Genomic DNA, 13,892 nt, shown 5'->3' on the forward strand with positions numbered 1-13,892 from the left:
TATATTTTTAGGCCCTAGTGGTGTGGGGAAAACTCATTTAGCCACTGCCATCGGCATAGCAGCTGCTAAAAAGAGAACCAGCACTTATTTTATTAAGTGCCATGATTTACTCCAGCAGTTAAAGAGAGCTAAAATTGAAAATCGTTTAGAAGCAAGATTAAAGCATTATACCAAATATAAACTGCTTATTATTGATGAAATTGGCTATTTACCTATTGATCCAGAAGATGCGAAATTGTTCTTTCAACTCATTGATCTAAGGTATGAAAAGAGAAGTACAATTCTAACAACTAATATCAATTTCAAGTCATGGGATGAAGTCTTTCAAGATTCTAAACTGGCCAATGCGATTTTAGACCGGGTTTTACATCACGCAACAGTAGTAAGTATTGTTGGAGAATCTTACCGAATCAAGGATCATCTTGCGAAAGAAAATGAGTAGAATTTGTACATACTTAAACGATCAAAAGTGTACATACTTAGGTTGACATTTATATGCCGAGCTTATAACACTTTCATTCTTACTAAATCAAGTGCTATTCGACGCAGAGAGAGCCCTTCAAGGCGTTACTCTATCATTTGACTCTTCAATATAATCCTTCAGTTCCAACGGAACTGTCTAGCCTTTACCTGAGAGATGTTACCATCCTCAATTTGAGCTAGAAACATTTCGCACAATTAAATGGCCCGATTCTTGAATAAGAGTTAAAGTGCATACTTCAACCAAACTGCTTCGACTGTTGAATAAGATGAAGAGTAAAGAAGCTCTATCTTTTGATATGCCCTTCTTTACTCTTTATAAACAAGATTGGTACAGGTAATCTTATTCAATTCTATTTATTAGAGAGGATTTTTGTTTACAAAAATTCATCATACTTAGCTACTTATACTAACTAATCTTAACTAGGACTTTATATGTTTTTTGGGTTATATCACTTCCCAGTTCCTATTCTTTTTTGATACTATTTTAAATGGCGATTTTCAACGAAAAAGGGGTGTTGTTTTATGAAGAAAAACTACCGCCTTCTGACAATAGCAGCATTGCTCATTTTTATAGGAGGATTTTTTTTAGTATTTATATTTAAAAGTAATACAGAAAAAGGCCAAGAGCAAAGTCAACATAAAATAGGAGAAGTACCTAAATCAAAACAACCTATTGAAAAGAAAAACCCTGAGTTAGAACCAGTCGATTCAAAAGTATTAATAGGATATGTACAGGATTTTCGAGATCCGGGATCGATTGATTATTCGAAGTTAACACATATTATTTTTTCATTTGCCCATCCAGAAAAAGATGGAAGTCTCATTATGAATGGTGAGATGGCCTTATCAAATCTTCGCAAAACAGTAAAAAAAGCACACCAAGAAGATACAAAGGTAATGCTTGCTGTAGGTGGCATGGACCACTTGAAAGGCGGAGAATCTTATGACTATTTTAGAGCTGCTTTAGTAAATCCCACTTCTCGTACAAAACTTATTAACGAACTCATTGAAATAATGAATGAAGAGAATCTTGATGGGATTGATATTGACTTTGAGCACCCTCGTTCAAAAGAGGACGCACAATATCTAGCTGATTTTACAAAAACATTGGGAGAAAAGCTTCACTTACATAACAAGCAGTTATCCATAGCCGTATATTCAATGATTCATAGTGTAACAGGAACAGAAGCTCAATCAGTCGTTTATGATCCATCCATGTTTCATCATGTTGACCATGTTAATATTATGGCATATGACGGTCAATGGGACGGGGTGTATAATGCAGCAAATTTATCACCATATCCATTCACTGAGGATATTGTAAACTATTGGTCTAATTTATTTGACAAACATGGAATTTCAAAGGAAAAGTTAGTATTAGGAGTACCTTTATATGCACAGCCAGAAGAGGTAAAGAATAACCAAGTATCATATGATACTATCATTAATCATGATCCTGCAAATGCTGAACGAGATAGAGTTAACTTGAACGGTACGACCTATCATTATAATGGAGAAACGACAATGATAAAAAAAACCAAACTTGCTCTTGCTAACGGATTTGGTGGGATGATGTTATGGGAATTGGGACATGATACTGAAGGGAAGCGTAGCTTAACAAACACTATTTTTGATGTTCTTATTAGAGGACAGGAAGATCAGGATATGGTTTTTTCTAATGATTAGAATAAACCTCTATTTGTAATTTCACAAATTTGATTTATTACCTTATTTCTTAATCAATCCAATATCTTCATATTGTCCTCGCTCTAATAGTTAATAACAACCGTAACCGAACTTAACAGCTTGCTGCATGGTTAATCTTAAGTTACCCATAAGAAAAAGATAACGGAAAAATGAAAAAGGATGCTTCACAAAAGTTATGCACTCTTTTGGAAACATCCTCAATTTCGAAAATCCTTAAATAAATGTTATTAAATGTTATTTTTTCGATTGAAAGGTGATAAAACCCTCAGAACCCTTGATTTATAAAGGTTCTCGAGATGGTTTTACATCATGCCGCCCATAAATCCACTGCTTTGTAACATCTTTAATAATAGTTAATCAAAGCTGTATTACTTCAAACTGAATATCCTCTTAAATTGAAAAAGCCTTGCTACCACAAGGGGAACAAGACTCTGTTACGATGACCTGTGAGGGACTTGAACCCCCGACCCCTTCCCTGTCAAGGAAATTATGTGGTCAGGCAACGGTCGGACAAATTTTGCTAATCCTTTTTATATCAATGGATTATGAACTATTGGAATGCTACTTTATGCCACTCAAAAATCATTTGTGGTCAGTTTGGTCAGTTGATTGGTCAGTTCATTTATGAGTTTTATTGCCCTACCAATCTCCAAACTGTTTAAACTTAAACAATAAAAAAGAAAATCGGGAACGCATGAACCCCCTTGAAAAGAAGATGCTACTAAATATGCTTGTAAAAAGGATTGATTTAGATAAGATCGGTTAAGCATTGCAAACCCCTTTATATAAGGGTTGATTTAGCAATACACTCCACATATGCGCCGTATTAGGTCTAAGATTTATATAAGTATGAAAAGGTATAGATTCAAATAATTTTGCCTCATTTTTCTTTGTCTCGCTCATTGTACTAATTTTCTTTTCTGCCTATCTTTCACTGGACAATTTCCGCAATAGCCAATTCCTTCAAAATCTTCTTCTAATTTATAATACATGCAGCACGTTTTTCGAGATGGATTCAATGTAAGTTCTTCTCCTATTTTTAAATATTCTCTGATTGGATTCTCTTCTAAATTAAATAAGTCTCCTTTCGCATTTTTTAAAAAATAAAAGTCACTGTACAACCGTTCGATTTTAATACGATCCCGTTCTTTTGATAGTGTTTTTCTGTAAATGGAGTTAATTCGAATGGCTACATTTTCCCACAGTATGGCTGATGAAATGCGAGATGTTTTTTTAAGTATGGTTAAAACAGGGGTAATATGTTCCGAAAAAAGGTTGCGAAGCACGTTTTCACGCCATTCTTCCCTCTCCATACTCTTTACTTCCTGCCAGTTAAACATCCCTACTTGAATACATAGATTACGCTCTTTACTTAATGCGCATGCTTTTACAGGCAAATGAAGTGCACAGTTGAATTCCACCATACTATATAAAGTAGAAGATACGACGAGATAAGCATATCTTTTAGAAAGCATGGAAGCAGCAACTGATAAATTCGGTGCTTTTATTTCAATCATTTGCTTCTGCAGAAACATCAAACACTTTTCTTCATTTAACAAATCTGATATTGTGATTTCCTTAGGTTTTTCTTGTTCTAAATGTATATTAAATCTCCTAAGCTCATTTATAATAATCATGCTCATTCTTATCATCCCTACTTTAAAACTCGATTTTTAATCAATAAATAATCGTCTCAACGCCTGCTATATGTATCTATGCGATACCCTTACATATTTCGGTTTCTGTATAATAAATAAATAAAAAATGGAGCTCCGATTCCAGCTGTAAAAACACCGGCAGGTATATCCAGTGGTAGAAATGCTGTCCTTGCCACAATATCCGCTATCATAACAATTATTCCGCCCAGTAATGCAGAAATAGGTACTAAGCCAGCAAATGAACGTCCAATAAGCATCCTACCAACGTGCGGTGCAATTAGACCAACAAACTCTATTCCGCCTGCAAAAGCTACTGCAGAACCTGCTAACACAACACTAATAAATAGGAGAAGAAGTCGTTGAAATTGCACTTTTACACCAAGGCCTATAGCAACAGCATCACCTAATTCTTTAACGTTAACAGTCCTAGCTAACAACAATGTGAAAGGAATAAAAATAAGAAGCCATGGCAACATTGAATAAACATCCTGCCAATTAGCACCATACAGGCTACCAGTTAACCAAAGATAAGATTTGGTGGTCACAGCCGCTTCACTCAATACAAGCATCATCGTCACAATAGCCTTCATGACTGCTGCGACTCCTATTCCGATAAGGACAAGACGTATAGGAGTGACTCCCTTTTTCCATGACAGTAAATAAATGATTATGGATACAACAGCTGCTCCAACAATTGCTGATAAAGGGAGCCACTTCAAACTTACTGTACCCATCAAATAGACAATAAAAATAATGGCTCCAACAGATGCTCCACTTGTTATCCCGATAATATCTGGAGAAGCTAGTGGATTTCTGATTACTCCTTGTAAAATTAAACCAGATACACCAAGAGAAGCTCCGACCATAAAAGCAAGCAATACTCTTGGTAGTCTTAATGTATTCAGCACAAACTCATTTTCTGTGCTTCCATATCCTAATAAATGTTTAATAACCTCTGGAGGGCTGACAAAACTGCTTCCTATTGATAAACTGAGGATAAAAATCAGCAAAGAAAATGCACTGAGAATTAGCAAAGTAATACAGGTTTTTTTATTTATTTGAAAAGATAGAGAGCCAGTTTTAGATCTTACGGTAATAAAATTAGTCATGTTTGGATAACCCCCTGCGTGCAATATAGACGAAAAATGGAGCTCCTATAAAAGCAGTCATAACACCTATCGGCATTTCTTGAGGCATAATGACAAATCTTGCTGCTATATCTGCTAACAACAATAGGGTAGCTCCAGCTAAAGCACTAAAGGGAATGACCCATCTATAATCAGGTCCGACAAGACCGCGGACCATATGCGGTATAATTAAACCAATAAACCCAATAGAACCTGCAACGGCTACTGATCCACCACCAAGGAAAACAACAATAACCCCAATAATGACTTTAATAAAGACCGTCCGTTGTCCTAAACCTTTGGCAATATCCTCACCAGACATGAGGATATTAATGGATCTTCCCAGTAATAATGCAATAAGACCAGCACCGAGCATAAAAGGTAAAACAGGTAATAGCATATCCATACTCCTACCTGCCACAGAGCCTGCCAACCAAAATAAGATACTTTGAATGGCTTGTTCATCAATGACTAATAATCCCTGTGTAAAGGAAACAAAAAGGGCTGATATCGCTGCACCAGATAGAACAATCTTAATAGGGGTTAACCCATCTCTTCCCAAGGACCCAAGAAAGTAAACGAGTACAGCCGCAATCCCAGCTCCTAGAAAAGCAATCCACATATAACTAACTAAAGAATCAATTGAAAAAAAGGTGGCTGAAAAAACAATAAAAAATAGGGCACCTGAATTAATTCCCAAAATATCAGGGGCTGCTAGTGGATTTCTTGTCAATGCCTGCATGAGAGCTCCTGCTATCGCAAGGTTGGCTCCAATTACAGCAGCAATCACTGCTCTAGTCGTTCGTGATGTCGTAATGATAACGTGCTCAGTAATTGATTTGTCATAATTAAAAAAAGCATCGAATGTTGTTTGTAATTGAATCGATGTTTGGCCAAGCACAATACTTAGCACGAAAGAGACGATAAATAGAGAAAAACAAATGAATAAACCTGCAAATTTTGAAGATGTACGAGAAAGTAAATTTTCCATGTAACTCCTACTTTCGTTACTTGTATCGATAAAAATAGCTTTTTAGCTAGATGACCCTCTATCATTAGAAGTGCAGAAATATATTGTTCCTTTATATTGATATTAAAAATCTATAAAAAAAGGAGAAAGAATAAATTCCCCCTCCTATCCTCAGTTCTTTTAACTATTTCTCTAATTCGAACCTGTCATAAATATCATCAAGCATTAGATTGGCAGCTTTGATTCCTCCGCCCATATTCCAAATGATTTCATCAACTGTGTAAACTTGATTTGCTTTTACTGCATCAAGGTTTTTCCATAATGGATGACCCGTCCATTCATCATAGGTTTTTTTGACGGCTTCATTGTCTTCCATGAACATATAAAATACATCTGCGTTCATTTGGGAAATGCTTTCTTTATCTGTCAACTTGAGAATATCCTGTCCTTCATCTGATAAGTCTTTAGGACCCTCAAAGCCAAGTTCACTTAATATGGATCCGGCAAAACCGGTAACATACATACGAGCATGGTCTTCTCTAAAATTTAGAACCGATGCATGAAGTGGCCATTTGTCTCCCATTTTTTCTTTAATTTTGCTCTGGAAGTCAGCAACTCGATTATCCCAATCAGCAAGAAGTTCAGTTGCTTTTTCCTCTTGTCCCATGGCTTGACCCATTAATTCTACCGTACCTTTAAACTCAAATACTGTCTCATGTGCTACGGTTGGAGCAATTTGAGATAATTGTTCGTAAATTTCTTCATGACGCAATTTGGAAGCGATAATTAAATCTGGTTTTAATTTTGCAATTTCTTCTAAATTCGGCTGGGTTTCTTGACCAATTATTTTAACCCCTTCTAAATCCTCTTTAAGATAGTTATAGATTGGTTGTTCTAACCAAGACTCTACTACCCCAACCGGCTTAACACCAAAGGCTACTGCAGCATCAGTTGCACCTTGATATAAAGTCACGATCTTCTTAGGAGTCCCTTTAATAGTTGTTGTTCCCATCGCATGGGTGATCTCTCGAACACTTTCCGTTCCTTCATTTTGTTCTGTCTGTTCCGTACTGTCGCTATTATTAGAAGCTTCTTTTGAAGATTGATTTCCGCAACCAGCTAAAAGCAGAACAATGGATAAAATGATTGCAAGTAAAGAAAATGAATATTTTCTACCTAATAAATATGTAGCTGCTGACATGTTGTTCCTCCTCTTTTTATCATCACCAATAATGATAATCATTATCAAAAACGATTATATTCTAACTTTTTATTTATATCAATATTTTTTTAAAATAATGATAATTATTATCGATTAAATCATGAACTTCTATCACAAAGTATTTATGGTGGTAACTATGTAAATCCCTTCTAACCAGTAAAAGTCTTATTTTTAGACATAGCAGATAATTCTCCAGAATTAGCTTGTAGTAAGCTTTCTTTAAACTCTACTCAGTTCCTGTTACTTTGGTTAGAACATATTTTTACTGGTTATGATCATATTTTATTTGTTACTAGTTTACTTTTTGTGGTTTATAACTTTTTTAGTGAATTTGCATAGTACAAGGTACTTTTTTCATAAATTCAATATAGGTTTAGGTATACGAACAAACAGTATCAAAGGTCATTTATAATCTTAGTCAATCTTTAAAGAAAGAGAGGGATATTCAATATTGACAGTGAAAAGTAGAGTGTTGAAAAATTAACGTTCAAAGCCTGTTTTAATGGAACTTATTTATAAAGCTACAAATAGTGAAGGGAAAGGTCCATATGAAACGGTTTTATCATGTTGTAGCTATTCCTATTCGAATCGTATTGAACAATTTTGGAAATTATAATGAACATGGAAAGATGTATGTATTAAAAGAAAATGAAGAAAAAGTAAAGGAAGCCGTTCGCAAAAATCCGTTTACCCCGGTTGATTTAGTAGAACCGCTTTGTATCCGAGCCAATATGGGAGATACGGTTGAAGTATTGTTTGAAAATCAAATACCCATTTCTACTGGAATGCACTTCAAGGAAGCCGACTATGACGTATTAAATTCGGATGGAGCAAACGTTGGTTTTAATCCAAATACACTTGCTGAACCAGGGGAGAAAATTCTTTATCGTTTGCATGTTAATCATGAAGGAGTTTACTTCTTTTCAGATTTAGGGGATCCTGACAGCAGTGATGACGGTACCAATATTAATGGTTTGTTTGGTGCTTTATTTGTTCAAAAACGTGGGTCTTGGTGGACGGATCCTGTAACAGGCGGACCATTAAACAGCGGAGCAATTGCCGATGTTCATCATAACTATGCACCTTCATTTCGTGAGTATGGGTTTATCTTTCACGATGAAATGCCAACATTGGATATAACGGGAAACAGGCCGTTAGATCCTGTCACAAATCAGGAAAGCGAGTCGACCCACGCTATTAATTATCGTTATGAACCGGTACAAAACCGACAAAGGTTAATTGAAGAAGGAGTTGTCTGTCCTGATTGTGAAGGTGAAGAAGTTCATCACGATTCATGGGTCTTTGGTGATCCAGCTACCCCTATCTATAGAGGTTATAGGGGCGATCCCGCAAAGTTCAGAGTTATTCATGCCGGTGTAAAGGAAACACATGTTTTTCATTATCACGTTCATACTTGGTTTAAAGATCCAATAAATACAGATTCTGATATATTTGATGCACAAGCGATAAGTCCTCAAAATTGGTATACAGTTGAACCACTTTACGGATTAGGATCACTTCAAGGAGCCATAGGTGATGCTATTGTTCATTGTCATCTATACCCGCATTTTGGTGTCGGAATGTGGGCAATAAATAGAATTTTTGATACTCTTCAAGACGGAAGTCAATGTTATCCGAATGGTACGCCTATTAAACCTCTGCAGCCATTGCCAGACCGTCCATGTCCCCCTAAACCTACAAAAGAACGTCCTGGATTTCCTAACTTTATTCCTGGAAAAGTTGGTTGTAAAGCTCCCAGGCCTCCACTTGGTATTGTAGGCGGGCGAGACTTGACGGAACTGGAAAGAAATGCAGCTGTACCGACTGCAAGACCTGGAGCCGTTTTTACCGACCCTTGTATTATTCTTGAAAATCCAGCTGTTCAGGAATTTAACGTATCATTGATTGAAGTTCCGATTGTATACAATAGCCAAGGTTGGAATGATCCTAAAGGCAGGATCTACGCTCTTGATGAGGATGTAGAAGATATTTTGGCTGGCAGAAAAGAACCTGAGCCGCTCATTCTTCATATGAATGCTGGAACATGTATTTCAATTAATTTTACGAACCGCCTTTCCGAAGTAGCAGGTGGAGATGCTTTTCAACTTGTGACGAGAACGTATGAAGCCGCTTTTCACATTCATTTTGTTAAATTCGATGTACTAGTAAGCGATGGGGCGAATATTGGCTGGAACTATGATTCGAGTGTTCTTCCAGGTGAAACAATTCGATTTGAATATTTTGCTGATGTTGAGTTAAAAGCATGGTTTTTTCATGATCATTTGTTCCCTGCATTCCACCAACAGCACGGTGTTTTTGGATCAAGTGTTGTTCATGCTAGGTTCTCCAAATTTCTTGATTCAAAGACCGGCGAGGAAGTAGATAACGGATCGAAAGTAACAGTGGTTCATCCGTTTATACCTGATTACCGGGATTTTGTATTAATGGTCCAAGACTTTGCGTTATTATTTGATGAAAATGGATGTCCGTTGAATCCGCCGGAATACCCGGGTTCACAAGATGACCCTGGCTTATTCGCTGTGAACTACAAAAATGAGCCATTACAGTTCCGCTTAGGAGAAGATTGTGATCCCGCTTATTCATTCAGCTCCTTTCTAAAGGGCGATCCTGTAACACCGATTCTTTTATGTTATGAAGGGGATCCGGTTCGTGTCAGAATATTGCAAGGAGCCCAAGAAGAATCTCACAGTTTTAATATTCATGGGCTTAGATGGAAGGGAGAACGCCCTGATATAGAGACCGAATTTCAAGATCAGAAGCATATAGGTATATCAGAATCATTTACATTCGAAATGGAAGTCCCAAGAGCAGGAGATTATCTCTGGGCATTTGAGACTGAAGAGGACCTTTGGAATGGCTGTTGGGGGTTAATTCGAGCCTATGACGAAGAAGTTGATTTCCTTATCCCGCTTCCTGATCGTCCTAGTCCGCCTGAACGAACAAAGCCGCTGCCGATCTGTACTGGAGAGCCCCCTCCTCCGGCCGAGTGTGTGGAGGTGGATGCTCCGTCAAACGCACGTGTAGTATTCTTTGATATTGTTGCTTTCCAAGTACCAATTGTATATAGCAAATGGGGGGAGACAGATCCATTCGGCATCGTCTTTGCGTTAAGAGAGGACATGGATGACATTTTAAAAGGAAGAAAAACTCCTGAACCCCTCGTACTCCGTGCAAATCAAGGCGATGTTGTCGAAGTACATTTAACAAGTTTTTTACAGTTTGATCAATTCCCTTTCCCTGATGGAATTTGGCCTTACCCGCCTGTAAAGGAACAGGCATTCTATCCGCCATCCGTCAGAATATCACTGCATCCGCAGCTGATCCAATATGACGTAAAATCATCCTCTGGGGAAACAGTCGGTTTTAACCCAGACCAAACAGCTGGTCCAGGTGAAACCGTTGTGTATCGCTGGTATGTAGATGTTGCTGTTGGTGCCTGCGGGATGTGGGATATGGCAGACATCCGCAATCATCGCTCCCTTGGAACGTTTGGGACGTTTATTGCTGAAGGACGAGGAACACAAATCCTAAATCCTGATGACAGAACGCCAGCATTACTAACAAGCAGCAATGTGATTTTGAGTCATCCATTTGCACCTGAAATAAGAGAATTTGTTTTAGTTATGTATGATGGGGCACGGTTAGTTGATAAAAAGGGGAACCTTATCGTTGATCCTGTTGATGGAATCTTAGGAGGAGTAGACCCAGAAGAGCTAGGTGATCTTGTTGATACGTATGATAATGGTTCAAGAGGATTTAATTATCGTACAGAAAGATTAATAAATCGACTTAGACAGCATCCTGTGTTAAAAGATTTATTTAGTTCTAAGGTGCATGGGGATCCATTCACTCCGGTATTTGAAGCTTATCCAGGTGACCCTATAACAATTAGGCTAGTGAATCCGTCTGAGCGCAGACGTGCTCACGGCTTTCATGTACATGGTCATTACTGGAACACTGATGACAACGATATATTTTCTCAAGTTAAGTCAAGTGAAGATCATATTGTATTAGGGCGTACGAGGGATTTGAGGCTGCATTATGGGGCCGGAAGCTTTTATAACTTCCCTGGAGATTACATGTACCGTTCAGGTAATATCCGTTGGGATATTGAACAGGGAATGTGGGGAATCATTCGTGTTCATAAAAACAGGCAAAACCACCTGCCGCCATTGAAGGGGTAACACCAGCAAAACGCGGATTTACAACGTTTAGGGTATCTAGATACAAAAATAGCCGGTCTTCACCACACTAAGGTTTAATCTACGAATTCGCAGATATGAAGAAGAAGGACTACTCTACTTTGAGTAGTCCTGTTATATATCATCACGTTATAGTCGCACTCCAAGTACCTCCTCCTTGGTCACAAGAATAAGTACCTGTTGCTCTTCTTCCTTCAATTCTACCTGTGTAATCACAGTCATTTCCATCACTGCTGTTTCGACGTTCAATACGAACATTGTTATCCTGTAATTGCATCCTCAAAACAGCAGTTACAGGAGTTGCACCTGGTCTGGTCCACCTCGCATCAAAGACATTGCTGTTTCCTCGACGTGTCCAAACTCCTCTCCATCCATCTTCCTCTTCGTCCCATCTTGTTCCTAAATCCGGTACTCGTGGTCCTCTGATTATCGTACCACTCCAAGGACCTCCTCCTCGATTACAGATGTTGAAACCTGTCACTCTTCTCCCTTCAATTCTCCCTACATACTGACAGTTATTTCCATCGCTACTGTTTCGACGTGAAATGCAAACGAAATTGTCCTGTAATCGCATCCTCAAAACAGCAGTAATAGGAGTTGCACCTGGTCTGGTCCACCTCGCGTCAAAGACATTGCTGTTTCCCCGACGTGTCCAAACACCCCTAAATCCGCCTTCTTCTACTTCCCATCTGGTACCTAAATCTATTTGTCTATATGACAGATTATAAGGTTCCTGGAAATAATACGAAGAAAAAGAGTCATATGGACTAGTATAGTAATTTGGGTTGCCATTATTGTACATAAAATACCTCCTCAAGAATTATAAAAACCTTGCAGTTTATATTATGTAGAATTTTTAAAAATGGTCTTCTAAAACGAAGTTCTATGATAAATAAAAAAGTCCCTCTTTTTTCAGGCTTTAGGGGACTAAATTTGTTTATTTTTTTCGATTATACAAAATTTTACATCGTGATTTATCAACGTTTTTTGTTTCTGAAGAAACCAGACAGGAGCTGCTCAGACGTGGTAATAGGATCATGCATTAAAAAGAAAAGCTAGGTCTAATTCTTTCTTATTTAATATGGAGGTAATTGTTGTCTCCTCTAATTAATCTGTTACTTAAAATAAAAAAGCTTGACTCCCTATTACCTAATTTCATAAGCAATGATTTCGATAAAAAAGAATCTTCTATTTGGTCTTATCCCCGTCAAGTAGACAATTAATAAAAGGTTCACTTATTAGGCAGCCTTAGCTCTATATTCAGTAGGGCTAAGGTTATTTAATTTTTTTTGAAAACGTTTATTATTATAAAACTTAATATAATTTCTTACTGCTTCCTTAACCTCATTCGAACTCTCAAATTGGTATCGGTAAAAACATTCAGCTTTAAAGTGGCTAAAAAAACTCTCCATACAAGCGTTATCTAAACAATTTCCTTTTCTAGACATGCTTTGCTTAAATGTTGTATCTTTCTAATAGCTTGTTATATCTTATTGAGGTGTACTGGAATCCTTGATCGCTATGTAATAGGAGTCCTTTCACATCTCTTTTTTTTATTGCTTTTTTTACTGTATCAGCTACTAGCTTTAGATCATTTCTTTCACTTATTTTATATGAAATAATCTCATTGTTGTAAAGGTCTAGTATCGTAGATAAATAGAGTTTCTTTCCATTAAATAGTAGATATGTTATATCAGTTACCCATTTTTCATTTGGGCGTGAAGCTGAAAATTCTCTGTTTAAATCGTTCTCTGAAACGACATATTTTTCTTTTCGTCCAAAGTGTTTCCACTTCTTTACTCGTATCTTTGCTTGAATTCCATTCGCCTTCATTAAACGATAAATTCTCTTATGATTAACTTTCAAACCATACATCTTTTTAAGCCAAGTTTGAACTCTTGGGTAACCGTAGCTCCAATTAATATCAGGATCTTGTTGGCATTTAATAATCTTAGTTACGATGGATTGATCTTCCAAGTCCTTATCTGTTGGGTTATCTTGGCGTTTTAGCCATTTGTAATAGCCACTTTTTGAAACACCGGCTATCTTACACAACGTGATAATAGTAAATTGATCCGTAAGCTCATGAATTATTTTGTATTTTAACGATTTTTCTTTTCCGGAATCATCTCCCTTTTCGCAGCTAATAGCTTTTTTAAATAGGCATTCTCTGCTTCTAATCGACTTATTTTTTCTGTATCACTCTCGTGGTCTTTTTTAGCTTTACCTTTAAGTGGGTTTCGAGATTTTCCTCTCTTTTCGTTTAACCCTTGAATTCCCTCACTTTTATAATGAGCTATCCATCTTTGGACAATTGTATATCCAATCCCTAACTCTTTGGAAATTGATCTGATCCCCATATCTTCGTTTTCGTATAAATTAATAGCTTTTAGTTTAATTTCTTTTGTATAGGTTGTTCTAATTTTCCCCATGAAAAAATCCCCTCCATAGAAGACAGTACAATCCTTTCTTTTTACTGTCCACTATAAGGGGATAATAACA

Annotated in this window: 11 protein-coding genes and 1 tRNA gene; 3 read left to right on the top strand and 9 right to left on the bottom strand. The window is 37.1% G+C overall.

All coding sequences use genetic code 11. From position 1 onward, the window contains the following. Positions 1–442, top strand: a 442-nt coding sequence (istB, locus tag WQ54_RS17130) for an IS21-like element helper ATPase IstB (protein ID WP_046585816.1), incomplete at its 5' end; no start/stop codon positions are given. 563 nt (positions 443–1,005) lie between these two features. Then, positions 1,006–2,169, top strand: a complete 1,164-nt coding sequence (locus tag WQ54_RS17135; RefSeq protein WP_046585819.1) for a glycoside hydrolase family 18 protein — start codon at positions 1,006–1,008, stop codon at positions 2,167–2,169. A 460-nt stretch (positions 2,170–2,629) separates the two neighbouring features. Here the strand turns inward: WQ54_RS17135 and WQ54_RS33735 are convergent. The 5 genes from WQ54_RS33735 to WQ54_RS17155 form a co-directional block, all read right to left on the bottom strand. After that, positions 2,630–2,699 (bottom strand) — tRNA-Leu (locus WQ54_RS33735). Positions 2,700–3,089: 390 nt separating this feature from the next. Beyond that, positions 3,090–3,833 carry an IucA/IucC family C-terminal-domain containing protein gene (locus WQ54_RS17140; protein WP_052737850.1) on the bottom strand — a complete coding sequence of 248 codons (744 nt, stop codon included), beginning with the start codon at positions 3,831–3,833 and terminating at the stop codon, positions 3,090–3,092. A gap of 83 nt (positions 3,834–3,916) precedes the next feature. Further along, positions 3,917–4,957 carry an iron ABC transporter permease gene (locus tag WQ54_RS17145; RefSeq protein ID WP_046585821.1) on the bottom strand — a complete coding sequence of 347 codons (1,041 nt, stop codon included), beginning with the start codon at positions 4,955–4,957 and terminating at the stop codon, positions 3,917–3,919. Beyond that, a complete protein-coding gene (locus WQ54_RS17150; protein WP_046585823.1) occupies positions 4,950–5,966 on the bottom strand; it encodes an iron ABC transporter permease in 1,017 nt (338 codons plus the stop codon). Before WQ54_RS17150 ends, WQ54_RS17145 begins: the two co-directional genes overlap by 8 nt. A 163-nt stretch (positions 5,967–6,129) precedes the next feature. After that, a complete protein-coding gene (locus tag WQ54_RS17155; RefSeq protein WP_046585825.1) occupies positions 6,130–7,146 on the bottom strand; it encodes an ABC transporter substrate-binding protein in 1,017 nt (338 codons plus the stop codon). 569 nt (positions 7,147–7,715) lie between these two features. Here WQ54_RS17155 and WQ54_RS17160 point away from each other — a divergent pair. Next, entirely contained in the window at positions 7,716–11,372 is a 3,657-nt protein-coding gene (locus WQ54_RS17160; RefSeq protein WP_046585828.1) for a multicopper oxidase domain-containing protein, read from the top strand. 142 nt (positions 11,373–11,514) lie between these two features. Here WQ54_RS17160 and WQ54_RS17165 read toward each other — a convergent pair whose 3' ends face one another. From WQ54_RS17165 to WQ54_RS17175, 4 genes are all read right to left on the bottom strand, one after another. Then, positions 11,515–12,192 carry a hypothetical protein gene (locus tag WQ54_RS17165; protein ID WP_046585830.1) on the bottom strand — a complete coding sequence of 226 codons (678 nt, stop codon included), beginning with the start codon at positions 12,190–12,192 and terminating at the stop codon, positions 11,515–11,517. A 436-nt stretch (positions 12,193–12,628) separates the two neighbouring features. After that, a complete protein-coding gene (locus tag WQ54_RS35665; protein ID WP_156178002.1) occupies positions 12,629–12,838 on the bottom strand; it encodes an IS3 family transposase in 210 nt (69 codons plus the stop codon). Between the two features lie 7 nt (positions 12,839–12,845). Then, positions 12,846–13,571 (bottom strand): IS3 family transposase, encoded by a 726-nt coding sequence (locus WQ54_RS33745; RefSeq protein ID WP_156178003.1) that lies wholly within the window; start codon positions 13,569–13,571, stop codon positions 12,846–12,848. After that, positions 13,493–13,822: a helix-turn-helix domain-containing protein gene (locus WQ54_RS17175; protein ID WP_046512178.1), complete on the bottom strand. Its 330-nt coding sequence runs from the start codon at positions 13,820–13,822 to the stop codon at positions 13,493–13,495. Before WQ54_RS17175 ends, WQ54_RS33745 begins: the two co-directional genes overlap by 79 nt. Positions 13,823–13,892: the final 70 nt, after the last annotated feature.

The organism is Bacillus sp. SA1-12 (genome assembly GCF_000981385.1).
Classification (GTDB): domain Bacteria; phylum Bacillota; class Bacilli; order Bacillales; family Bacillaceae; genus Metabacillus.